The organism is Actinomyces sp. 594 (assembly GCF_019325145.1).
In the GTDB taxonomy this organism is placed as follows: domain Bacteria; phylum Actinomycetota; class Actinomycetes; order Actinomycetales; family Actinomycetaceae; genus Actinomyces.
This window is the reverse complement of the sequence record NZ_PIZC01000040.1, coordinates 1-23,496: the sequence shown is the minus strand read 5'-3', so window position 1 is coordinate 23,496 and position 23,496 is coordinate 1. Positions and strand designations below refer to the sequence as shown.

Here is a 23,496-nt window from a genome sequence, read left to right as displayed (position 1 = left end):
GCGGCCCGCGGGGCTCAGGGCAGGCGCCAGTCGACCGGCGTCGCCCCCATGCGTTCCAGCTCTGCGTTGGCCCTGGAGAAGGGGTGGGAGCCGAAGAAGCCGCGAGAGGCACTCAGCGGTGAGGGGTGCGGAGAGGCGATGATCGGCGTCGCCCCCAGCATGGGGGACAGGGACTGGGCCGGGCGTCCCCACAGGATCGCCACCAGCGGCCGCTGCCGCGCCACCAGTGCCTCAATCGCGCGCTGCGTAACCGTCTCCCAGCCCCAGCCCCGGTGCGACGCCGGCGCGCCCGGCCGCACGGTGAGCACCCGGTTGAGCAGCATCACCCCCTGAAGCGACCACGGGGTCAGGTCGCCGGAGGTGGGGCGCGCGACGCCCAGGTCACTGACCAGCTCGGTGTAGATGTTCTCCAGGCTGCGGGGCGGGCGCACGCCCGGCTGCACCGAGAAGCTCAGCCCCATCGGGTGGCCCGGCGTGGGGTAGGGGTCCTGGCCGACGATCAGCACCTTGACATCGTCAAGCGGGTAGGTGAAGGCGCGCAGCACGTCAGTTCCCGCGGGCAGGTAGCCGCGGCCGGCCGCGACTTCCTCGCGCAGCCGGGCGCCGATCTCGTGGATCGCCGGCTCCACGGGGGCCAGGGCCTGGGCCCAGGAGGGGTGGATGAGCTCGGACAGTGGCTTCGGTTCGGTCACACCCAGAGCCTAATCGGCGGGCCCGGGCTCGGGGTGTCGGCGCGCATCTGCCGCTTTAGCGGCGTCCTGCCGGTATCCTCACCGTGTGAGCCGCTACGACTACCCCGACGACGAGTTCGACGCCGACGACGACGGTCCGGTGCCCGTCGGGGTGCATCGCGCCCAAGTTCCCGCCTGGCGCAGCTGGATCCCGCTGCTGGCCATCCTCATCATCGTGCCGCTGCTGGCCTGGGGCGTGGTCGGTCTGCTGGGCAGGCACGCGACCGGGGGAAGGGAGTCCACGGCCGCGGCCTCGGGCGGCGCTGCGACGGCGCAGGCGTCTGCCGACGGGCAGCGGGGCGCCCCGGAGGCCAGCGCCGAGGCCAGTTCGGAGGCGAGCGCCGAGGCCACTGGCAGCACCGATTTCACCACGGGGATAACGGTGCACAACGGCACCGACACCACTGGGCTGGCCACCCGCACCGGTGACAAGCTGGGCAATGTCGGCTTCACCTCTGTGACGGTGTCCCAGGGTGTCTACACCATGGAAGAGCCGACTGTTACGACCATTTACTATGCCTCCGCCGAGCTGGCGGCCACTGCCCAAGCGGTCGCCGACGCGCTCGGGTCGGGTGAAGTGGTGGAGTCCGCCGAGGAGGCCCAGTCCAACCCGATCGTGGTCGTGCTGCGCAGCGACTACCAGGAGTGACCCTCCCCGCCGCGACCGGCAAAACTGACCCGCCGAGTTCGGTAGATATGGCTGCTGAGACCGGCACAAGTGACACGCCGAGACCGGCACTTGTGACGTACGGAGAGCTCTTTCACACCCCGTTTCGGGCCGACGGCGAACCTGAGCGCCTTGCACTCAAGGGTCGAGAGTGCCAGCATTGCGGTTAGCACTCGGACCCGGAGAGTGACAAAGCCGCTCCCCGGATCCGGTGAACGACCCAGGCCGGAAGGTGAGGGTCGGCGTCGGGCGGGACGTGAACGTCCGGCGCCGTCCCGTCCGTCGCGGGCACCCGTCGGCCACCACCCAATACAGGAGCAGCAATGCCCAAGATCATCGCCTTCGACGAGGAGGCCCGCCGCGGAATGGAGCGGGGCCTGAACACCCTCGCCGACACCGTCAAGGTCACCCTCGGCCCCAAGGGCCGCAACGTCGTCCTCGACAAGAAGTGGGGCGCCCCGACCATCACCAACGACGGCGTGACCATCGCCAAGGAGATCGAGCTCGAGGACCCCTACGAGAAGATCGGCGCCGAGCTGGTCAAGGAGGTCGCCAAGAAGACCGACGACGTCGCCGGTGACGGCACCACCACCGCCACCGTCCTGGCCCAGGCGCTCGTGCGCGAGGGCCTGCGCAACGTGGCCGCCGGCGCCAACCCCATCGCCGTGCGCCGCGGCATCGACAAGGCCGTAGCCGCCGTCGTCGAGCGCCTGCTGGCCGACTCCAAGGAGGTCGAGACCCAGGACGAGATCGCGGCGACCGCCTCGATCTCCGCCGCCGACGAGCAGATCGGCGCCATGATCGCCGAGGCCCTGGAGAAGGTCGGCCACGACGGCGTCATCACCGTGGAGGAGTCCAACACCTTCGGCCTTGAGCTCGAGGTCACCGAGGGTATGCGCTTCGACAAGGGCTACATCTCCCCCTACTTCGTCACCGACGCCGACCGTCAGGAGGCCGTCCTGGAGGACGCCTACGTCCTGCTGGTCGAGTCCAAGATCTCCAACGTCAAGGACCTGCTGCCCCTGCTGGAGAAGGTCATGCAGTCCGGCAAGCCGCTGGCGATCGTCGCCGAGGACGTCGAGGCCGAGGCCCTGGCCACCCTGGTGGTCAACCGCATCCGCGGCACCTTCAAGTCCGTGGCCGTCAAGGCCCCCGGCTTCGGCGACCGCCGCAAGGCGATGCTGCAGGACATGGCCATCCTCACCGGCGGCACCGTCATCTCCGAGACCGTGGGTCTGAAGCTGGAGAACGCCACCCTGGAGGACCTGGGCCAGGCCCGCAAGGTGGTCGTCACCAAGGACGAGACCACGATCGTCGACGGCGCCGGGGACAAGGACGCCATTGACGCCCGCGTCGCTCAGATCCGCAACGAGATCGAGAACTCCGACTCCGAGTACGACCGCGAGAAGCTGTCCGAGCGCCTGGCCAAGCTAGCCGGTGGTGTGGCCGTCCTGAAGTCCGGTGCCGCCACCGAGGTGGAGCTCAAGGAGCGCAAGCACCGCATCGAGGACGCCGTGCGCAACGCCAAGGCCGCCGTCGAGGAGGGCATCGTCGCCGGTGGTGGCGTCTCGCTGCTGCAGGCCGCCACTGCCCTGGACGCCCTGGAGCTGTCCGACGACGAGGCCACCGGCGCCGCGATCGTGCGCGTCGCCCTGGAGGCCCCGCTCAAGCAGATCGCCGTTAACGCCGGCCTTGAGGGCGGCGTTGTGGCCGAGCGCGTGCGCAACCTGCCTACCGGTGAGGGCCTGAACGCCGCGACCGGCGAGTACACCAACCTGCTGGCCGCCGGCATCGCCGACCCGGTCAAGGTCACCCGCTCCGCGCTGCAGAATGCGGCGTCCATCGCGGGCCTGTTCCTGACCACCGAGGCCGTCGTCGCCGACAAGCCGGAGCCCCCGGCCCCGGCCGCCGCTGCGGGCGCCAGTGACGAGATGGGTGGCATGTACTGATCGGTCACCCGGTCGGTTCGGCCGACGCAGTTCGCCGGTAGGCGCGCCCCGCGCGGCTGCCTGGCGGGCCCCGGCCCCATCACGAAGACGGCGGGCCGTCTCTTGCAAGCGCAGGAGGCGGCCCGCCTGTCGTTTGCGCGAAGCCGTGCCACTCAGGCGTTCAGTGACGGGTCGATGGCGGCTCCCAGCTCACCCTTGCCGACGACATCGACGCGGTATTGGATGGGCGTATGAGTCGGACGGATGCCAACGCCCTTGCCGGGCGAGTACTCGCGGAGGTGCCGCCCTTCCTGCTGGTAGGGCTTGGAGGGCTCCTGCGGGTCTCGGGCGGTCCCCTGTGGGCGGCGAGTCTGCTGGTCGGCGGCGGAGTGCTGTGGCAGGTGCTGGCGCTCGCTCGCATCGGTGGCGCGGGTGACGCCGATGGGGCCCGGATCAACAACCTGGGGCGCCTGGCGGTGATCGGGCTGCTGCTCCTGCTCGGCAACTGGGGCGCCTTCACCGGTGGACTTGGGTTGTTGGCTTTGTTCCTGGGGGTGTGCGTGGCCCTGCGATGCGGGCGCTACCCCGACGGTCCGCAGCCCGTGCGCCGCCGCGAGTTCAATCCCCTGCGTGGTGTGTAGGCCCGCGTCGCCCGGACACGTCCGGCCGTACCTGCTGACGTGCCTCCGCGAAGCCGCTAGACAGGACCCCGGTCCCATCACGACGACGGCGGCGGGCCGCCCTCCCGCTTGCGGGGGAGGGGGCCACCCGCCGTCGTCGGGCGCGCCGCTCAGGCGGGCGGGGTCTGGTAGGTGAAGCGACCGGAGTTGGCAGTCTCGGCGTCGTCGTAGGAGGTGGCGGACTGGTCCAGGGCCTGGCTGATCGAATCCAGGCTCGCCTGCACCTGCAGGGCGGTGACGTGCCAGTCGGCGGCGCACGCGGCCATGGAGTCGGAGGCGCCGCCTGTCCAGGAGGACTGGAGCAGCGCGATGTCGCCCTTCATCCCGTCCACCTCGGTCTGGATGGTGGAGATGCGGGTGCGGGCGCGTGTGGCCGTGTCGGTGACGGCCTGGGTGTCAACGGCGAAGACGGGCATAGTGGGAGCCTTTCGGTGAGATGGTCCGGAGTCCCTGTGGCTCGGACATGTGGGCGGTGCCGCGGCCGCGGCGCCTGAAATCACCGTAGGGATTGAGTCGAGACGTCCGCATCCACCGCCGTCGAGCCCTGTGGATTCACCCTGCAGGAACCGTGCCTGTGGACGCCGGTGAGCTTAAGGGGTGGAGTGTCGCAGATCGGCACAAACGCGCCATGGGCGCCGATCCGCTTCGCCAAAGCGTTGGAATGACGCGGATGCGGAATCGGGGCAGGCGAGTCGCCGCGTCGTTTGTGCCGATCTCGGACAGGTCGCCGGTTTCCACAGATGTGGTTCGAACGGGGTGAATCCACAGAGCTCAGCGAAGGCGTTGGCGTCGCGGCGCTTGCCCGGGGCAGCCTCAGGACATGCGACCCTGCGACGACGACATCCTGACGCGTGTGCGTTCCTGTCACGGCGCGGTTCGGCTGCGGGACCTTGGCTTGGACCGCACAGAGTACCGACACGTCCAGAGACTCATTGAGCAGCGCCTGCTGTTCGCCCATGGCCATGGGGTGGTGAGTCTGCCCGGTGTGGTAAGGGATCTGATCCTGGCCCGTATCCACGGCGGGGTTGTCACCTGCCTGCATGCCGCTAAGCATTACGGCTACCCTTGCCCGCGTCTTTGGAAGCCGGTGCACCTGGCAGTCCCCCACAGCACGGGTCGGAGCCCGATCCGGGGGGAGGTGCTGCATGTTGAGAGTTCCCTCGAACTGCCGCCCCTGACCCAGTTTCCGGTGGCTCCGGTGCCTCTTATGCTCGCCCGCTATCTGCGCTGCGACCCTGGCTGTGAGGGCCCACTCATGGCCTGTGACGCCGCGCTGCACCAAGGACACACCAGCGTGGACGCCATTGCGACGTTGCTGCGTGGACCGGGCTCCCGGCGGGCCCGCCGTCGTCTGGCCATGGCCAGCCCGAGGGCGCGCTCCCCGCTGGAGACGCTGGCCCGTTTGCAGTTGCACGACGGCGGTATTCGTTTTGAAGACGGCGTGGACATACCCCGTGTGGGAGAAGTCGACCTACTGGTCGACGACTGGCTAGTCCTCGAGCTGGACGGATACACCTACCATGAGAACGAGTTTCAGTTCGCCCGCGACCGTACTCGTGATCGCGAACTGGTTAGGCAGGGCTACCGTGTTGTTCGCTTCACCCGCCAAGATGTGGAGCTAGGTCGGGTGGGGGCGGAGATCCGCCAACTTCTCGCGGCTCAAAGCCGACCGAGCAGATGAAAGTGTCCGAGATCGGCACGAACGCGCCGTGGGCGCCGATCCACACGGCGTGAAACGTTGGAATGACGCGGATGCGGAATCGGGGCAGGCGAGTCGCCGCGTCGTTTGTGCCGATCTCAGACAGTAGGCGGCCTCAGTCGGCCGACGAGCCGACGATCGGCTCGGTGATGGCGGCGAACTCGCCTGTGCGCGCCTCCCGCAGGGCCTTGGCCTCCTCGCACTTGGCGCGTAGCTTCTCGGCGAGCTTGGCGCGCTCCGCCTCCGCCGCGCTGGCGCGATCCGTGGGGCCCTCCTCGCCCGGACGTGGCTTGGACAACAGCTGGTCCAGCTCATCGGCGCACGACTCCAGGGACGTCGTGTGCGCATCGTCGGAGTCCTCCACCGTACGGGAGCGGCGTGCGCGCGCAGCCTCGGTGGGTGTCGGTGCGGACACGGGGGAGGTCCGTATCGCCGACGGGACGGCGTGTCGCACCTCGTCCTCCTCACCCGCGGCCTCCAGGCCACCGATCCAGGGATCCGTTTCCCTGTGAGCAGGCGGTTGCTGGGCGCCGTCAGCACCAGCGGGGGATTCCCCCGGCGCGGTGGCTCCCGTGCCCGCCGGCTCCGAAGGTGCGCCGACGACGGCGCCCTGCTCGGCAGCTGCTGCGCCGTCCGCCCCGGCCTCGGGGGCAGCAGGCTGTGCGGCCCGGCAGCAAGAGCACTCGGCGGCATCGGCCTGGGGCAAGCGCGCCAGCTTGTCCTCCAAGTGCTGCTTCTCCGCCTCCAGGTTCTCGCGCGCAGGCAGTTCCCAACGGGCGCCGAGCGGGGAGGAGAACAGTGACTCGCGGTCCAGCAGCCGGGTAATGATCGCCAGGCGCGCCCGCAGGTAGTCCTCCAGGGGGATGTGCGCGTACTCCTGGCGCACACCCATCCGGTAGCTCTTGTACTGCTGCGGCTCTACCGCAAGCGCCCCTAGATCGGCATCGTTGAGGGCCTGGGCGTCAATGTCGTTACTCGCCAGGTTGTGGCGCTTGAGGTTCAGGATCAGCGCGCACACACGGTCCACCGTCTTGTCGGGCACGCCGAGCGACTGCAGGCTCTTGGCCGCGTAGGCGGCGGAGGCGACCTCGTCCTCGCCGCCGTTGCGTCGGTAGGTGGATTCGCTGGCGGTGGAGAAGACGCAGCCGTGGTACCAGGTTGCCAGGCGCATCACGTCGGGGTTGTGGGACTCATCGGCAAGCTCATCGACGCGCGCCAGCATGTTGATGACGTGCTTGAGATTGTGGAAGTGCCGGTCCGGGGTCGTCCAGCGGGAGACGAGCTCCTCTCCGGCAGAGCGAATCTGCTCCACCGGTGCCGTGGCGCCGACCGCTTTGGTACAGCGGACGAAAGCGGGAAGCAGCCACTGGGGGGCGTCAACCACGTCCATAGGGCTCATGAGAAAGCCTCCGAGATGAGATGAAACGGAGCCATCGTAGGACTACTGGCGGCGAACTTGAAGCCCACGGGGTGTTCTACCCACCACCTTTCGCGGCTACGCGCATGCCAGGGAGGTCGCCGCGCGACCGAACTCGGCACGTAACGTCTACCGAACTCGGCATGTAACGTCTAGCGATCTCGGCGGGATTACTGGGCGTCGGGTGTGGGGGTGGCCTTGTCCACCGGGGTCACGAGGGCGGGCAGCTCGATGTGTACGGTGGCGCCGCCCCCCGGCGTCTGGTCCATCCGCACGGTGCCGCGGTGGCGGGCGATGATGGCCGCCACAATCGACAGTCCCAGCCCAGAGCCTCCGGTCTTGCGGTTGCGGGAGGTATCGGCCCGGTAGAAGCGCTGGAAGACCTTCTTCGCGTCGGCCGGGGCGACGCCCGGCCCGTGGTCGCGCACCTCGACTACAACGCTCGGCGCCCCCGGCGCGCCTGCGCCCGCGGGGTGCGGCACGGTGCCGACGGCGATCTCCACCGGCGTGCCCTCAGGCGTGTGCCGGGTGACGTTGCCCAGCAGGTTAGTCAGTACCTGGGACAGGCGGTCCCGGTCGCCCAGCACCATGGCGGGCTCGACCTCGTTGTCGGCGCCAGCGGCGTCGCCTAGCGGAATGAGGGCGCAGTCGCGGTCCGGGGCCAGCACCATCATGTCCGTCAGCGCCCCGGCGGCGATCTGGGTCAGGTCCACGGGGGCCATGCTCATCTCCCGGCCCTCATCCATCCGGGCCAGCTGCAGCAGGTCGTCCACCAGCCGACCCATGCGGGATGCCTCCGACTCGATCCGGCCCATCACCTCCGCGGTCCGCTCCGGCGGCACCCCGCCCATGCGGTACAGCTCGCCGTAGCCGCGAATGGCGGACAGGGGCGTACGCAGCTCGTGCGAGGCGTCGGAGACGAAGCGGGTCATGCGCTCCTGGGCGACTACCTGGACGTCGAAGGCCTGCTCGTTCTGCTGCAGCATGGTGTTCAGTGCCCGCTGCAAGGAGCCGACCTCCGTAGTCGGCGGCTCGGTCACGGGAACACGTGCGGACAGGTCGCCGCTGGCGATCTGCCCGGCCACGCCCTCGATCTGCCGCAGCGTGCGGAACGAGCGGCGCACCAGGTAGGTGGCGGCCATGGCTCCCAGCAGAATCAGCGAGACGTCGGTCAGGGCCACCGCCAGTCTGGTCTGCTCAACCGTCTCCATGACGTCGCTCAGCGGTAGGGCGATCGCAACCACGCCGACGTGCTCCCCGGAGGTGCGGTCATCGATCGGCAGGATGATGACCCGCCACGGGTGGTTCAGCTGGTTCGACTCGACGGTGAACAGCCTGGGGTCGGAGGCCTGCGCGACGGCGTCGTCCACCGACAGTATTCCGATCGCTGGGACCCCGTACTTGTTGGCGGTGTCCGAGGAGACCATTTGGCCGGTCTTGCCATCCAGGTACTGTGCCTCCACATAGTAGGTGGACGGCATGGAGGAGCTGGCGTCGGAGCTGTTGATGCGGCTGGAGCTGAGTGCGGTCAGCCCCTGGGTGCCGATGGCCTGCGCGGTGTTGCGCAGCTGGGCGTCCACCTGGCCGACCAGGTGGTTCTCAAGCAGCGAGGTTACTGACAGCGACGACGCGAACAGCCCGACGGTCAGCAGGCCGGTGGTGAGCAGCGCCAGGCGGGTGCGCAGCGGCTGGGTGCGCCAAGCCCGCTTGCAGGCGGTCAGCAGGTGCCAGCGGCCGCGTTTAATCGGCCGGTACTGGCGTCCCCGGGGTGGGCGGCGCACCGTGTTCCTCACGGTGGCGCGCACGCTCAGCTCGCCTTGGGTTCGCGCAGCATGTAGCCGACGCCGCGGCGCGTCTGGATCAGCGGGGCAACCGGGTTCCCGTCGGCGCCGGAGATCTGGTCCACCTTGCGGCGCAGGTAGGAGATGTAGGACTCGACGATGGCGGCGTCACCGTTCCAGTCGTACTCCCACACGTGGTCCAGGATTTGCGACTTGGACACCACGCGGCCGGCGTTGAGCATCAGGTAGCGCAGCAGCTTGAACTCGGTGGGGGACAGGTCCACCTCGACGCCGGCCCGGTGCACCTCGTGGGCGTCCTCATCCAGGACCAGGTCGGCCACCCGCACCATGCCGTCGTCCTCGCCCTCCAGGGCGCGGGTGCGGCGCAGGATGGCGCGGATGCGGGCCACGACCTCCTCCAGGCCGAAGGGCTTGGTGACGTAGTCGTCGCCGCCTACGGTCAGGCCCTGCACCTTGTCCGCCATGTCGTCGCGGGCGGTCAGAAACAGGATCGGGATGGTCACGTCGCGCTCGCGCAGGCGCCGGGCGACCGTGAACCCGTCCATGTCCGGCAGCATGACGTCCAGCACGATCAGGTCGGGGTCGGCGTCCTCGGCGCCGCGCAGAGCGCCGTTCCCGTCCGCTGCCGTAAGTACCTCGAAGCCGGCGAAGCGCAGCGATGATGCGAGCAGGTCGCGGATATTCGGCTCGTCGTCCACCACGAGGAGGCGAGCTTCATAAGACGTCTGCTGAGAATCGTGGGTTCGGTCCATGCCGCCACTGTGCACGGCGAGTCTGGGAGTCTGCTGAGCCCTGGGTGGGAGTGGGGAATGTATTTCTCCGGGAGCTCGCCGGCGCCGCGGGGGCGGGCCGGTGTGGGGGACGGTGCGGCCGGCGCGGCGAGACCGGGCGAGCCGTTGCCGCGGGGGCGGGCCGGTGCGGCGGGACGGGGTAACGCCCCCGCCCCGCCTGCCGCCAACGGTGGCGGTTGGCCAGGGGTGCCCGATGCCGACGCAGTCGCCGGGCCTCAGATGAACTTGAGCGGGTCGAACTCGGTCAGCGGGATGATGCGGACGCGCGGCAGGGCGATGGTGAAGGCGTCCACGTCGGTCTCCAGGTCGTACACGGTCAGCCCGCGCGACTCCAGTGAGGCGAACTGGGCGTTGAGGAACTCCCGGAAGCACAGCACGTCGACCTGGGCGCCGGCATCCAGGAGGCGCTCGACCTGGGGGATGTAGTCGCCGTCGTGCGAGCCGAGCAGGACGTGAATCGCCTCGCCCTCCTCGACCCGCTTCGCCAGTGCCTCCAGGGTCCGCTGAATACCGATGTCGACGACCTTCTCCTCCTGGCTGCCGGAGCCGGCCAGGGGGATCGGGCGGTAGTCCATCGCAAGCAGGGCCTGGACGAAGCCCATGGGCATGTGCCCGGAGGTGGCATTGAGGAAGAACAGGGCGCGGGTCTCGGATCCGTCGGCCTTCTCATCGGCGAGATCGTCGCAGAAGGACAGCACGCGGTCCCACCGGGGCCGTTCGTCGGGATCGGGACGGCGTCCGAGCACGCTCATACCGAGAGTGGCGTCAATGTTCTCCCCGTCGACGAGGAGATAGGTGGGTGTGGTCATGGTGTCATGCTAACGGGACGTACCCATGCACTCGCCGGGCGAGTTGTGAACCGCATGCTAGCAAGTATTCATGTAAGCGGGGCGGGTTGCCGTACCCGGGGTGGGTGCAGGCTGCAAAAATTAGGTAATCATAAGTGCATGAGACAGACGCAGCAGCCTGCCGATGGCCCGGCGGGCGCCGGTGGGGCCCGGCCGACGACGGCGGTTGCACCCAAGCCCGTACTCGGCTCTCGCGCGGGCGCCCGTGCGGGCGCGGCTGCGGCAGTGCTGACTGCCGCAGCCGCGTTGGCGCAGGGGTGGGCGCTGATCTCCCTCTCCCGCGCCCTGGCCGGCCTGACGGCCGCGGTGGTGCCGGCCGTGGTCGGAGTAGGTGCGGACCAAGTGCCCGGTGCGTGGCGGCATCACCTCGCCGTTGCGGCTGTGGCAGCACTCGTGTGCGCCCTGTGCGAAGCCGCCGTGCACGGCATCGCCCAGATCAGCGCGGCCAGTCAGGAAGGTGTGCTGCGCCGCCAGGTGCTCGCCCACCTGTTCGAGCTGGGACCGGCCCACGCCTCCGCGCGCTCCGGTGCCACCGTCACCCTGCTGACCGACGGCGCCGAACGCGTGGCCGCCTACAGGCAGACCTTCCTCGTGCCCACCATCGCCGCGATCGTCTCACCGCTGCTGGTGCTGGGACTCGTAGGCGCGGTGGTGGACCCGCTCTCGGCGGCGGTGCTGGCCGTCGCCTTCGTAGCCGTCCCCGCGCTGATCATCTTCCTGCACCGGCGGCTGCGCCGCTCCTCGGCCGCCTCACGCGTCCAGCGCATGCGGCTGAGCGCCGAGTACCTCGATGCGATTCAGGGGCTGACCACCCTGGTACTGGCCCGTGCCGCAGCGCGTCGCGCCACTGACCTGGAGGCCTTCGGTGAGGCCAATCGCCGCGCGGTGATGCGACTGCTGGCGGGAAATCAGCTGGTCATCCTCATTACCGACGGCTTGTTCTCCCTGTTCCTGGTCACCGCCTCCGCCGTGCTCGCCCTGGCTCGTCTGGGCTCCGGGGCAATCGGCCTTGATGGCGCCATCGCCCTGGTACTCATCGCCTTCGTCCTGCTGCAGCCCTTGGGGCGGGTAGGCGGATTCTTCTACGTCGGCATGGGTGGCATGGCCAACCAGCGGGCGCTGCGCCGCGTCCTGGCCCGACGCCGGGAGGAGGGCCCCGCAGGTCCGGTGGCTGCTAAGGAGCCGGGTGACACGGCGCTGGTGTCACTGCGCGGTGTCACCGCGGCCTGGCCGGCCCGCCCCGCCGGACCTGGCCGGCCCGGGCACCCCGGTGGTCATCCCGGGCACCCCCGTGCCGGCGATCCGGCAGGCCCGCGTCGGGCTGCGCCCGTGGTCGTGCTACGCGACGTCAACCTGGACGTCGCCCCCGGCGAGCACCTGGCGGTCGCAGGACCCTCCGGCGCCGGCAAGTCCACCCTCATGGCCCTGATCGCGGGAGACCTGTTGCCCGTGGCAGGCTGGGTGCACGTGGCCGGTACCGCCTCCACCGCGTCCACTCAGCACGCCGTGCGCGCCGCCAGCGCAGTGGTCAGCCAGACCACCTGGTTGTTCACCGGCACCATCGCTGACAACCTGCGCCTGGCCGATCCCACCGCCACGGAGGAACGCATGTGGCAGGCACTGGCCGCCGCCAACCTGGCCGATGAGATTCACGCCCTGCCGGAGGGCCTGCACGCCGATGTCGGTGAGCACGGCTCGCGGCTGTCCGGCGGCCAGGCGCAGCGCTTGTCACTGGCCCGCGCCTTCCTTGCCGACCGGCCCCTGCTGCTGCTGGACGAGCCCACCAGCCAGGTGGACCTCGACAGTGAGGCCGCCATCATCGACGCCATTGCCCGCCTGTCCGCGGGCCGCACCGTAATCACCGTCTCCCACCGCGCCGGGGCGCTGTCCGCGTCCGAGCGGGTGGTCACGATCAGCGGGGGTGTCCTGCGATGAATCTGGCACGCGAGCCACGACCGGCCGGTAGCAGCCGCAGTGCGGCACCAGCAGGGCGGTCCACAGGCGCCGCCGACGCCGCCCCCGCCAAGGCGCGCAGGCCCCTGATCCGTTGGCTACTGGAGGTCACCCGCCCGGTCCTGCCGCCGCTGCTGGGCTCGGCCGCCTGCCGGGTGGCGGACCACCTGCTGGGAGTGGCCCTGTTCGCCCTGGCCGCCCACGCCGTCGTGGCTGGAGCCCTCAGTCTCGCCGCCGGAGGCCCCGCCCCGTCCGTCTGGCCGGTGGTGGGCGCCATGGCCGCCATTTCGGTACTGAAGGCGGCGCTTCGCTACGGGGAGCAGTTCCTCGGGCACACGGTTGCCTTCACCTCCCTGGAGCTGCTGCGCGCCGAGCTGTTCCGCGCCCTCGCCCGCCGTGCCCCGCGCGTGATGAGCACCGCCCGTTCCGGTGACCTGCTGGCCCGGTCCACCAAGGATGTGGACCGTGTCGAGGTGTTCTTCGCCCACACCTTCGCTCCCGCCGTCAGCGCCGCAGTTGTGCCCGTGACCGTGCTGGTGGTCATCGGGGTGAAGACCACCTGGGCGGTTGCCGCCGCTGCCGCCGCCACCTTGGCGGCGGCGATCGTGGTGGTCCCGCTCCTCGGGCACCGCGCAGCCACGCGCAGCGCCCGGCACACCGTGGCGGCCCGGGCGGAACTGACCCAGCATGTCACCGACTCCGTGCAGGGTCTGCCCGAGGTGGTCGGCTACGGCCGCGCCGCCGAGCGCCTGGAGCGCACGCGGGACCTGGACGACGCCGTGGCGGCCGCCGCCCGCCCGGCGGCCCTACTGGGGGCACTGCGCCGCGGCGGGGTGCAGCTGCTGGTGCTGGCGGGACCGATTGCCGTGGTTGCGGCCGGAGCTGGCCCGGTGCTGTCCGGGGCGGTGGGGCCCGCAGCGCTGGCAGCCGCGGCGGCGGCCGTTTTGCGCCTGGGCGAGACCGTGCGCGGGGTGGAGGAACTGGCGGGCTCGCTCGCCACCGCGCTCGCGGCCGCCGAGAGGGTGCATCAGGTGGCCACCGCGCCCACTGAGCTGCCCGACGGCGCCTCCGCGCTGCCGGCCGGCCCGCTTGACGTCACCTGGGAGCACGTCGACTACACCTACCCGGGGGCGTCGCGCCCGTCGCTGCGCGGGGTGAGCGGACGCGCCGAGGCGGGGAGGTGGACCTGCCTGGTGGGGGCGTCCGGCTCCGGCAAGACGACGCTGGCGCGGCTGGTGCTGCGCTTCGATGACCCGGCCGGCGGGCGGGTGACCGTGGGCGGGGTGGATGTGCGTGCGGCGGCGGCCGAGAATCTGCGTGCGCGAGTCGCCCTGGTCAGCCAGCAGGCGCACCTGTTCCGCCTGAGCGTGACCGACAACGTGCGCCTGGCCCGCCCGGAAGCCACCCGGGAGCAGGTGGCGGAGGCCTGCCGACTCGCCGGCGTGCACGCCGAGGTGGCGGCCATGCCCGACGGCTACAGCACTTTGCTCGGGGAACGGGGCGCCTCCGTGTCCGGGGGGCAGCGGCAGCGCTTCGCCCTGGCGCGCGCACTGCTCGCCGAGCCCGATGTGCTGGTACTGGACGAGTTCACCAGCCATCTTGACCCCGAGCTGGATGCCCGCGTGCGCGACGCCGTGCGCGCGTGGGCGGCCCGCCGCGGCACCACCGTGGTGGAGGTGACTCACCGGCTGCACCGGATTGAGCAGGCGGACCACGTCATCGTCGTCGACGGCGGGCGCGTGGTGCAGTCCGGCCCCCCGGCGCAGCTGCTGGCGCAGGCCGGCGGGCCGCTCGCCAGGCTGCGTGCCCGGCAGGAGTGAAGGCGCGCGGGCCGTGCCGCTAGACGTCCTCCACGTCGGCGTAGGAAAGCGGATCCTCAATCGGTTCCAGGTGGGCCGATACCCGCAGGCTCGGATCGGCGGCAACCAGCTCGTCGATCAGCGACTCGGTGTAGTCGTGCCCCCGCTTGACGGTCCATGTGCCCGGCACCAGCACGTGCAGGTGGGCGAAGCGGCGGCTGCCGGCCTCCCGCACGCGCACCGCGTGGAAGTCCACAACCCCCTCGCGGCGGCGCTCGTCCAGGACCGCGTTGATGCGCTCCAGCGCCTCCCGGTCCGGGGCCACGTCCATGAGGCCGCCCACCGAGTCGCGGATCAGCTGGAATCCGGTCCACATGATGTTCAGACCCGCCCCCAGGGCGACGACGGCGTCTAGCACGGGGGAGTGGAATACGGCTACGAGCCCCACCCCGGCCAGGACGGCCGCGGAGGTGACCACGTCGGTCAGCAGGTGCTTGGCGTCGGCTACCAGCGCGGCCGAGTGCTCGGCCCGGCCCCGGCGCAGCAGCACCCACGCCACGATCCCGTTCACCAGGGAGGCACCCACCGAGATCACTAGGCCCAGGCTCAGGCGCTCCGGCATGACCGGGGTGATGATGCGCTCAACCGCGGAGAAGATGATGAAGGCGGCGGCCACGAAGATCATGATCCCCTCGCACACCGAGGAGAAGTACTCCGCCTTGGAATGGCCGAACTGGTGGTCGGCGTCGGCCGGGCGGATCGCGATCTTCAGCACGATCACCGCCACTAGCGCGGCCACCAGGTTGACCAGTGACTCGGCCGCGTCGGACAGCAGCCCGACCGAGCCTGTCAGCCACCAGGCCAGCGCCTTCAGGGTGATGGTGGCCAGGGCCGCGCCCACGGAGAGCCAGGCGTAGCCGGACAGGTCCTTGGGCGGGGCGTAGCGCGGAGAGGGCACCCCCAGAGTATGGCCGCAGCGGCCGACCCGGCAAAAGCCGCGTCAGCTCCCGGTCCGCGCGAGGCGACCTGGCGGTCAGCCGGGCTGGTCGACCGGGCGGACCTCGGCGTCGTCGACGGTGACCGAGGGGGCCGGGGCGGCCTGCGGGCCCGGCGTGCCGAACAGGCGTTCCTTGACGGCGTCGGCGACCTTGTCGGTGACGGCCTCACCCTGCTCACGCACGAAGCTGGAGGCGCGCGTGGATGCGGTGGCTACCTTGTCGCGCACGAAGGGCTGGTCCACCAGCCTGGTGGCCGAGGCCTTGATGCGCTCGTACTGCGCCCGGCCCGCGCGCGTCCCGAGGACGTAGCCGGCACCGAGTCCGATGATGAAGGGGAGCTTGCTAGCCATGGGTTCCTCCTGCTCGGGGGTGCCGCCCGGCGCGGCCCCTGCCCGCAACCCTACCGGCATCCACCTGGGGCAAGGCTGGGCGTAGGCCCGGTGAAGGTCGATGCCGGCGCTCCCGCTGAAGCGGGATGATAGGTAAACCTATCTTTGCTATACAGATGAATTAATCCGATTTACCTTCGAAGCATGAGCCTGCAGCACAGCGCCTGCCCATCCCGCGCGCACCGCCTCATCGACCCGGGCGAGCTGGGCGCGGGTTCTGGAGTCGCGGGGCAGGCCACCGACCACTCGGCGCCGGAGGCCTGCCCGACGGCGCTGTGGCTCACCGCCCGCCCGCAGCGGTCCCGGCCTGTGCCCGGCGGCTCCGACACCGCATCGTCTCTGGCTTCACGCCTTAACTGGCTGCGTGCCGGGGTCCTGGGCGCCAACGACGGCATCGTCAGCGTGGCGGGACTGGTAATTGGTGTCGCCGCCGCCGCGCCCACGGACACGGGCGCCATATTGGCCGCCGGGGTGGCCGGGGTGCTGGCCGGCGCCGTATCCATGGCGGCGGGCGAGTACGTGTCTGTATCCACCCAGTCGGACACCGAGCGCGCCTACGTGGCCCGCACCCGCAGCCAGCTGGCCGCCGACCCGGCCTCCGGCGTGGACTCCCTCGCGGCGCACTACCGCGGCAAGGGCCTGACGCAGGAGACCGCGCGGCGAGTGGCCCGGGAGCTGACGGTGTACGACGCCGTGGGGGCGCACCTGGAGGCGGAGCTGGGCCTGCGCGAGGACGACTACACCAACCCCTGGCACGCTGCGCTGTCCAGCGCGGTCGCCTTCGTGATCGGCTCCATGCTGCCGATGCTCGCCATTTTGCTGCTGCCCGTGGGTATCAAGATTCCCCTGACTTTCGCCTCCGTGCTGGTGGGGCTGGCGATTACCGGGGTGGTGTCCGCGCGCCTGGGCGCCGCCCCGATCCGGCCGGCGGTGACTCGCAACGTCCTGGGCGGCGCCATCGCGATGACTGTCACCTGGGGTATCGGCCACCTGATCGGCGTCGCCGTCTGATGCGCGCCGCCGCTCGCGGCGCCGCACGGCTGCTACGCGGTGAACAGCTCCGGCGGCAGGGCGTGTGCCAGCTCGAAGCCGTCCATCCCCGCCGCCACCGGCACGCCGGACTCGGCCAGGGCCTGCGCCTCCGGTGCCAGACCCGCCGGATGGGTCAGTTGCGTGCCGGCGAGCACCTGCTCGGTGGGTGACAGCCGCCGGATCGCCACCGCGGCCACACGATCGGAGTGCTCGCGCGCAGCCTCGCCGTAGATCAGCGGGTCATGCTGGCCGTCGTCGCCGACCAGCAGCCACTTCACCTCCGGCAGGTCAATCATGAGCCGACGCAGCCCGGTGCGCTTGTGCTCGATTCCGCTGCGGAACAGGCCGGTGTTCGTGGGCCCCCAGTCCGTCATCAGCATCGGGCCCTCGGGGAAGCCGTTGCGCTCGAAGAAGGAGCGGTAGGTCGGCACCACGTTCCACGCGCCCGTGGACAGGTAGATCACCGGCGCACCCGGGTGCGCCTGGCGCACCCGCGTGAGCAGTTGCGCCATGCCCGGCACGCTCTCACGGGAGGAGGTGTGCTTGACCAGCTGGTTCCAGGCGGCCACGAACATGCGGGGCACATGTGAGACCATGACGGTGTCGTCGATGTCGCACACGATGCCCAGCCGTGGCCCGGGAGCCACCACGAGCACCCGGGTGGTGACCGCCCGCGTGCCCGCCGCCTCCAGGGTCGCCTCGTGCCAGCCGGAGCTCAGGCCGTGTCCGCGCACGACGACGTCGACATACCCCTCACGGTCCGCGCGGGTGCGCACGCTCACCCCGCCGAGCCTGACAGTGACCGGCAGGTGCGGCACGGGCACGTCAATGAACATGCGCCAGCCGCGCTGCGCCTCAAGCAGGTTCTCGGCCGCCAGCTTGCGGGCCGCCTGCGGCGTCGTGGGCAGCTCCTCGGGGAGTCTTTGGAACAGTGGCCCCTCGCTGGGGGCGTTCGGCGGGCGCATGACCATGCGGGCCAGAACCCGCGCCATGTCCCGTGGCGGGGCGCCGTCCTGGTGCGCAGCCGGTGCCGCCGACCCGTAGCCGGTGTAGGGGATCACCCGCGGCCGCCAGCCGCGGCGCTTGAGCACGGGGATCGAGTCGCGGTGGAACTGGTCCTCGGCGGCGCGGACGAGGTCGGAAAACGGCACGGGGACATCCTATGGGCGATCATCGCGCCCCGGCGGCTCCGGGCGCGGGAGCCGGTGGGGAGTCCTCCCCGTCCCCCGCCCCTCACCGAGGTCGGTAGACGTTACGTGCTGAGTTCGGTCGATATGGCGTCCGGCCACGCGCCACATCACGACTCCTGTGGCCAGCGCCCACCACGTGTAGGACGAGCCCACCACCGTCGCCCAGAAGGGCCAGTCCTGTTCCACGTGATTCTGCTCGGGGAACCACCACTGCATCGCCAGCCCGAACACGGCCGCGCCGGCGGCCGCCACCTGCAGCAGCGCCGCGGAGTCCCATGCCAGGCCCGCCGCAACCAGTCCCATGAGGGCGGGCAGGCACCATACCCAGTGGTGCGACCACGATATTGGGGAGATCAGTAGTCCCAGCGTCATTGCCACCACGGTCTGCAGCACCAGGACGACGCCGTCGGCCGGCGGACCACCGGGGGCGCGCCGGGAGCCTGCGGCAGCGGTTGCGCGCAGGCGATTCAGCCGCACCAGCAGCAACCAGGCCAGGACGACGCCGACCGCGGCCAGTCCCGCCCAGACCGCGTCCCAGGCCGCGGGCGGCAGCCAGCGGGCCACCAGCCCCTTGAGGTTCTGGTTGCCGGAGTAGTCCGTGAGGCCGGCGCGGGAGGAGTCCCACATGGCGGAGAAGAAGAACCGGGCGGACTCATCGGGCGAGGCCGCCCAGCTCAGCGCCGTCACCGCCAGGGCGGAGCCGACCATGGTGGCTGCGGCCCGCCACTCGCGCCGGGCCGCGAGGACCAGTACCGCGATCGCCGGGGTCAGCTTGAATGCCGCCGCCAGTCCGGCGGACACGCCGCGCAGCCGCGAGCTGCTGGGAACCACCAGCAGGTCGAGAGCCACCAGCGCCATGAGCACGGCATTGACCTGCCCGTACTCCATGGTCTTGGGCACCGGCTCCAGTAGCAGCACGGCGGCCAGTGCCAGCCACGGGGCCGCGCCCCGGGTGATGCGGCCAGGTACTCCCAGGGCGTGCAGCACCGCCCAGGCGGTCACTGCGGTAGCAACCGGTGTTGCGGCAACCAGGGCCACCTGGGTCGCCCGGTCCGGCCACCAGGTCAGGGGAGTCATGGCCCAGGCGGCGAAGGGCGGGTAGGTGAAGGGCCACAGCTGCTGATCGGGGTTGGCGTACCAGTCGTACAGGCTGCCGCCGGCGTGCCACTGCGCGACCGCGTGATGGTAGATCCAGGCGTCGAGCTTGAAGGCACCCGCGCCGTCCTTGCCCCAAAGGGTCGGATAGACGGACAGGGCGAGTGCGGCCCAGCCAAGCAGGGCGGTGGCCGGCGATGCGAGCGCGCGTTTGAGGGACTCCACGCCGGCAGTCTATGGGTGGGGGTGGCGCGGGTAATCCGCTTACGCCCCGCCGACGCCGACCGTATCCGTGCCGACTGGCTCCGCGCCGTCGTGCAGGCTGCGGTGGGGGCGGGCTTGCCGCAGCACGCGCAATCCGCACAGGCACATGCCGACGGCGAGCCAGCCCATGGCGGCAACCAGCAGGTAGCCGCCATGGCTGCCGGCTGCATCGACCGCGTAGCCACCGAACATGGAGCCCAGTGAAATGCCGATGTTCATCGCGGTGCCGACCCACGCCAGCCCCTCGGTGAGCTGCGACGGCGCCACCGACACCTGGGTAATCGAGTTACCGGTGGTGACTGTTGGGGCGATCGCCATGCCGGTCAGTGCCATGAGCACCCCCAGCACCACCAGGTTGGGGGCGAGCACAAGGGTCGAGGCCCCCAGGGCCAGCGCCGTCGTGCCCAGCAGGAACTGCTGCCACAACGGCCGGTGCCAGGGGCGCGACCCGTAGACGAGCGCGGCCGTGAACGACCCTACGCCCCAAGCCGCCAGCACCGTCCCGGCGGCCGACTTCATGCCCAGCTCCGTGGCGAAGGCAACAGCGGCGACGTCGTTGGCGCCGAACATGGCACCGGACGCCAGGAACACGGCGATCACGGCCACGACGGCGCCGTGCCGCAGCACTGGCCGCGTCTGGGCGCGGCGCTGATCCCGCACCGGTGCAGCAGGCTCGCCCGGCTCCGTGGCGGGCTTGCGTCCGCCCGGCCGCGGTCCCGGCCGCTGGCTCGCTTCTGCAGCTGTGCTGGCTGGCACGCGCCGATGCGGCGTCGGCTCCGTGGCGCGCTGGCTGAAGAACCACAGGCCACCGCCCACTTGCAGCGCGACGGCGGCGATCCACCCACTAGTGGCCGGCAGCGGCGGGGAGGTGCACAGCACCGTGGCCAGCACCGGACCGATGATGAAGGCGACCTCGTCGAAGGCGGCCTCCAGGGAGAAGGCCGTGTGCACCTGCTCCGGGGTGTCCAGGATGTAAGTCCAGCGCGAGCGCACCAGGGAGCCGAAGGAGCCCGCCAGCAGCCCGGCCAGCGCCGAGAGCACAAGCAGCACCCCGAGCGGGGCGCGCAGCTGCGTGGCCGCTGCCAGCCCGATGAGCGCTGCGGCTGAGCCGAGCGTGGCCGGCAGCATGACGCGGGACTGCCCCCGGGCGTCGACGAGCCGGGCCAGTACGGGGGCGCCAACGGCCACGGCGACCACGTTCACGGCGGAGACCGTGCCCGCCGTCGAGTAGCTGCCGTAAAGCTCCTGGATCGCCAGGATGGTGGAGATGCCCACCATGGACATGGGGAAGCGGGCTATCAGGCCCGCGGCCGAGAAGCCGAGAGCACCGGGCCGGCGCAGGATGGTGGCGTAGCTGCTGGACATTCAGTTCTGCTGGTTACGGACGGGCCCACCGGGGCGGGCATGGGCGGTGCGGGCGCGCCGGGGTCAGCGGTTGGCGGCCTCGGAGTTGGAGCGTGAGAGCCGGAAGCCCTTGCCGGACACCTGGCTCCAGCACTCGATCCCGGACTCATTGGAGGTGCAGGCGAAGGAGTCGTTCTTCGCCGACGCGCCATAGTTCAGGGAGGCGCCGGCGGAGGAGAAGGCGAGTCCGCAGCTGCCCTGCGCCTCACCCTCGGTGGTCACGCTCACCGTGAAGGCCTGGTCACTGGAGTTGTTGCAGGAGGCGTCGGCGGGTACGAAGTCGTGCTCATCGACCGTGCAGGAGACCGCGTCCTCGCCCAGTACGCAACTGATGTTCCCCGACGGCGTGGTGAAGGCGCTCATCTCTAGCGCGCCGTCCGGCGCGGGGGCGACCAGGTTCTGGGTGGAGGTTGGGCTGGGGGTCGACGACGGCGTCGAGCCGGCCTGCGCCGGTGCGGTCGCGGGCGCCTGCGTGGCCACGGCCTGGGCCGGTGCGGTAGCGGGGTCGGAGCTGCTGGCGCCGTGGTCAGAGCTCAGGTACCACACGATCAGGGCAACCACGAGCACGAGGGCGATGCCGCCCAGGATCCACAGCCAGAGGTTGCTGCGGCGGGGCTGCGCCTCGACCTCGGGGGTGCCGACGCCGAATACCCCCTGGCTGCCGGCGGCAGCCTGGGTGCCCGTGGCCTGGGGGCCGGCCTGCTGGTAGGCGCTCGGCTGCTGGTAGGCCGTCTGCTGCGGGGGCTGCTGGTAGGCGGCCTGCTGCGGCTGCTGGTAGGCCGTCTGCTGCGGGGGCTGCTGGTAGGCGGCCTGCTGCGGCTGCTGGTAGCCGTAGGCGGCGGTGGGGGCGGTCGGAGTGGCCGCTGCGGCCTGCCTGCCCTCCATGATCGGGCGCCGCTCGGGAGCGGCTGGGCGCGCCACCTCGGCCTGGGAGATGGCCTGCGTGGGCGCCACCGGATCGACGACCTGCCCCTGGCCGCCCAGGCCGCCGGTGGGCAGGGCCTGCGTCAGGCCCGCGGAGTCGTCTGCGGGCAGCTGACCGGTGGCTCCGCCCTGGGCTGGTGCCGAGTCGGCCGCGGCCGCCCGGGCGGCCGCCTGTGCCTGCTCCACGCTGATCGCCTGAGTTGCAGCCGCAGCGTTGCGGCGCGCCAGGGCGGCGTCGACGGCGGGGTCCCCCAAAGCGGCGAGCCACTCCAGCAGCGCCGGGTAGGTGCGGGGATTCTCCGCAATGTAGGGGCGTAGGCCGGGGTAGTTGTTCGCGAGCTCGTGCAGGGTCTTGAGTTCCGCATTGGGGTCACTCGCCCGTGCGACGAGATCGTCCTGAGGCTGAGGCATGCTGGATCCTTTGTAACTGCGTGGGCCCGGTCCGGGCGGGTTTTCGCGGACCGCCGGCGGGTACCGGCAGTTAAGAGCCTACCTGAGAGCACGCTGTAGTGGCCCGGCCGGTATCGTCGGAGCAACGAAAGCCCGTCCCGCCCCGCACCTTTAGGAGACGCCGATGCGTGAGGACACCGAACCGGCCGCAGGATCCGAGCCCGCTGGCCGGACCGGCCCCAGCGCTTCCACGACCCCCGCGCTCGTGGCACCGCAGTCGCCGGCGGAGCCGTCCCCGCAGGCGGCGACGGTGGCCGGCGCGGCGACCGACATCGGCCGCCTGCGCAGCGTCAATGAGGACGGCTACCTGGCGCTCGCCCCCGCCTTCATCGTGGTGGACGGGATGGGCGGTCACGCCTCCGGCCGCGCCGCCGCCCGGGCGGCGCTCAGTGCGCTGGTGCCATTGGCCGGCAGCCGGGTGATTGACCAGGCGCAGGTGGTCGACGCCGTCGTTGCGGCCGGCGAGGCGGTTTCGGCGATTCCCTCCCAGGCCGCCAACCCTCCCGGTGCCACCATCGCCGGAGCTGTGCTCGCCGACCTGCCGGAGGGCCGCACGTGGATCGTGTTCAACATTGGTGACTCGCGCGTCTACCTGCTGCGCGAGGACCTGCTGTCCCAGCTGTCCCACGACCACTCTCAGGTACAGGACCTGGTGGATGCCGGCCAGCTCACGCGCGCGCAGGCGCACCGGGATTCGCGGCGCAACGTGGTCACCCGGGCGCTGGGCGCCGGACTGGACCAGGCCGCCTACCCCGAGGTCCGCCTGGTGCCGGCGCGTCTGGGCGACCGCATCCTGGTGTGCTCGGACGGCCTGAGCGACGAATTGGATGACGGCGAGCTGGCCACTGTGCTCGGTTCTGGGCTGGGGCCGCAGCGCACCGCGGAGATGGCGGTTGCCGCCGCGCTTGAGGCCGGCGGGCATGACAACGTCACTGCGCTCGTGGTGGACCTGCCGGAGCGGGAGACGTCGTGACAGACGCCGTGAAAGACGCCCCGAGCGACACCCCGAGCGACACCGATACCGGGGCCCTGGATGCGGCGCGTCCCGGCGTGCCGGTCGGGGCTGGCGGGCTGACGGACGAGATCGTCAGTGGTCGGTTCGGCACAGCGGTCCTGCGGGCGCCGGTGCCCGCAGGTGTGCGTGAGCAGGTGCTCGCCGCCCTGGGCGGGACGGCGGCTGCTGTCGGCCCGGCCGTGGAGGAGCCCGGAGCCGCCTATGCCGCCACCGCCGACGAGCCGGACGACTCGGGCCGGGGCGAGCCGACCGCGGAGCGCCCCGACGGCACCGGCCTGGTTGAGACCGGGGTGTGGATTGATCCGGATTATGCGCCCGCGCCGCCCCAAACCGGCGTGTGGATGGATACCGCCGACGAGGCCCCAGAGGAAGCGCCCCCGCCTGCCGGGGCCGAGCCCGAGCCCGGCTCCGGCAGGCGCC

At 71.1% G+C, this 23,496-nt stretch carries 20 protein-coding genes and 1 pseudogene; 9 read left to right on the top strand and 12 right to left on the bottom strand.

Going from position 1 to position 23,496, the window contains the following annotated elements:
* Positions 1–14 precede the first annotated feature (14 nt).
* The gene (locus GZ998_RS06775; RefSeq protein WP_162679047.1) at positions 15–692 is read right to left on the bottom strand and encodes a uracil-DNA glycosylase; all 678 of its coding nucleotides are present in this window, start codon (positions 690–692) and stop codon (positions 15–17) included.
* An 85-nt stretch (positions 693–777) separates the two neighbouring features.
* On the opposite strand from GZ998_RS06775, the gene GZ998_RS06770 reads away from it, so the two are divergent.
* From GZ998_RS06770 to GZ998_RS06760, 3 genes are all read left to right on the top strand, one after another.
* Positions 778–1,380: a LytR C-terminal domain-containing protein gene (locus tag GZ998_RS06770; protein ID WP_162679046.1), complete on the top strand. Its 603-nt coding sequence runs from the start codon at positions 778–780 to the stop codon at positions 1,378–1,380.
* Between the two features lie 341 nt (positions 1,381–1,721).
* Positions 1,722–3,347: a chaperonin GroEL gene (gene groL, locus GZ998_RS06765; protein WP_219109414.1), complete on the top strand. Its 1,626-nt coding sequence runs from the start codon at positions 1,722–1,724 to the stop codon at positions 3,345–3,347.
* Between the two features lie 230 nt (positions 3,348–3,577).
* Positions 3,578–3,967, top strand: coding sequence for a hypothetical protein (locus GZ998_RS06760; RefSeq protein WP_219109413.1), 390 nt, complete (start codon positions 3,578–3,580; stop codon positions 3,965–3,967).
* A 149-nt stretch (positions 3,968–4,116) separates the two neighbouring features.
* On the opposite strand, the gene GZ998_RS06755 is transcribed toward GZ998_RS06760, so the two are convergent.
* Entirely contained in the window at positions 4,117–4,422 is a 306-nt protein-coding gene (locus GZ998_RS06755) for a WXG100 family type VII secretion target (RefSeq protein ID WP_161925006.1), read from the bottom strand.
* Positions 4,423–5,261: 839 nt separating this feature from the next.
* Between GZ998_RS06755 and GZ998_RS13085 the strand changes: the two genes are divergently transcribed.
* Positions 5,262–5,687 carry an endonuclease domain-containing protein gene (locus tag GZ998_RS13085; RefSeq protein WP_257505419.1) on the top strand — a complete coding sequence of 142 codons (426 nt, stop codon included), beginning with the start codon at positions 5,262–5,264 and terminating at the stop codon, positions 5,685–5,687.
* A 133-nt stretch (positions 5,688–5,820) separates the two neighbouring features.
* On the opposite strand, the gene GZ998_RS06745 is transcribed toward GZ998_RS13085, so the two are convergent.
* The 4 genes from GZ998_RS06745 to GZ998_RS06730 all read right to left on the bottom strand — a co-directional run bounded on the left by GZ998_RS06745 (position 5,821) and on the right by GZ998_RS06730 (position 10,524).
* Positions 5,821–7,104, bottom strand: a complete 1,284-nt coding sequence (locus GZ998_RS06745) for a hypothetical protein (protein WP_374939178.1) — start codon at positions 7,102–7,104, stop codon at positions 5,821–5,823.
* A gap of 188 nt (positions 7,105–7,292) precedes the next feature.
* Positions 7,293–8,867, bottom strand: coding sequence for a sensor histidine kinase (locus GZ998_RS06740; protein ID WP_374939179.1), 1,575 nt, complete (start codon positions 8,865–8,867; stop codon positions 7,293–7,295).
* A 62-nt stretch (positions 8,868–8,929) separates the two neighbouring features.
* A complete protein-coding gene (locus GZ998_RS06735; RefSeq protein ID WP_161924999.1) occupies positions 8,930–9,676 on the bottom strand; it encodes a response regulator transcription factor in 747 nt (248 codons plus the stop codon).
* Positions 9,677–9,930: 254 nt separating this feature from the next.
* Positions 9,931–10,524 (bottom strand): NYN domain-containing protein, encoded by a 594-nt coding sequence (locus GZ998_RS06730; RefSeq protein ID WP_161924998.1) that lies wholly within the window; start codon positions 10,522–10,524, stop codon positions 9,931–9,933.
* A 138-nt stretch (positions 10,525–10,662) separates the two neighbouring features.
* Between GZ998_RS06730 and GZ998_RS06725 the strand changes: the two genes are divergently transcribed.
* Together GZ998_RS06725 and cydC are read left to right on the top strand one after the other, a co-directional pair.
* The gene (locus tag GZ998_RS06725; protein WP_219109412.1) at positions 10,663–12,498 is read left to right on the top strand and encodes an ABC transporter ATP-binding protein; all 1,836 of its coding nucleotides are present in this window, start codon (positions 10,663–10,665) and stop codon (positions 12,496–12,498) included.
* Positions 12,495–14,336, top strand: a complete 1,842-nt coding sequence (gene cydC / locus GZ998_RS06720; protein ID WP_162679040.1) for a thiol reductant ABC exporter subunit CydC — start codon at positions 12,495–12,497, stop codon at positions 14,334–14,336. The genes GZ998_RS06725 and cydC overlap by 4 nt, the downstream gene beginning before the upstream one ends.
* Positions 14,337–14,355: 19 nt before the next feature.
* Here the strand turns inward: cydC and GZ998_RS06715 are convergent, their stop codons facing one another.
* A complete protein-coding gene (locus tag GZ998_RS06715) occupies positions 14,356–15,273 on the bottom strand; it encodes a cation diffusion facilitator family transporter (RefSeq protein WP_161924995.1) in 918 nt (305 codons plus the stop codon).
* A 75-nt stretch (positions 15,274–15,348) separates the two neighbouring features.
* On the bottom strand, positions 15,349–15,663 hold the full coding sequence (locus tag GZ998_RS06710; RefSeq protein ID WP_161924994.1) for a YtxH domain-containing protein: 315 nt from the start codon (positions 15,661–15,663) through the stop codon (positions 15,349–15,351).
* Positions 15,664–15,846: 183 nt separating this feature from the next.
* On the opposite strand from GZ998_RS06710, the gene GZ998_RS06705 reads away from it, so the two are divergent.
* Positions 15,847–16,713, top strand: a complete 867-nt coding sequence (locus GZ998_RS06705; RefSeq protein ID WP_219109411.1) for a VIT family protein — start codon at positions 15,847–15,849, stop codon at positions 16,711–16,713.
* A 32-nt stretch (positions 16,714–16,745) separates the two neighbouring features.
* On the opposite strand, the gene GZ998_RS06700 is transcribed toward GZ998_RS06705, so the two are convergent.
* From GZ998_RS06700 to GZ998_RS06685, 4 genes are all read right to left on the bottom strand, one after another.
* Complete coding sequence (locus GZ998_RS06700; RefSeq protein ID WP_161924992.1) at positions 16,746–17,885, bottom strand: App1 family protein; 1,140 nt, start codon at positions 17,883–17,885, stop codon at positions 16,746–16,748.
* A 9-nt stretch (positions 17,886–17,894) separates the two neighbouring features.
* Positions 17,895–19,244, bottom strand: a complete 1,350-nt coding sequence (locus tag GZ998_RS06695) for a glycosyltransferase 87 family protein (RefSeq protein ID WP_219109410.1) — start codon at positions 19,242–19,244, stop codon at positions 17,895–17,897.
* 39 nt (positions 19,245–19,283) lie between these two features.
* Complete coding sequence (locus GZ998_RS06690) at positions 19,284–20,648, bottom strand: MFS transporter (RefSeq protein ID WP_161924990.1); 1,365 nt, start codon at positions 20,646–20,648, stop codon at positions 19,284–19,286.
* Between the two features lie 63 nt (positions 20,649–20,711).
* Positions 20,712–22,022: a hypothetical protein gene (locus tag GZ998_RS06685; RefSeq protein WP_219109409.1), complete on the bottom strand. Its 1,311-nt coding sequence runs from the start codon at positions 22,020–22,022 to the stop codon at positions 20,712–20,714.
* Between the two features lie 163 nt (positions 22,023–22,185).
* Here GZ998_RS06685 and GZ998_RS06680 point away from each other — a divergent pair, with 163 nt between their 5' ends.
* On the top strand, positions 22,186–23,034 hold the full coding sequence (locus tag GZ998_RS06680; RefSeq protein ID WP_162679035.1) for a PP2C family serine/threonine-protein phosphatase: 849 nt from the start codon (positions 22,186–22,188) through the stop codon (positions 23,032–23,034).
* Positions 23,031–23,496, top strand: a pseudogene (locus GZ998_RS06675) (hypothetical protein); the annotation flags it as partial. The gene GZ998_RS06680 and the pseudogene GZ998_RS06675, both read left to right, overlap by 4 nt.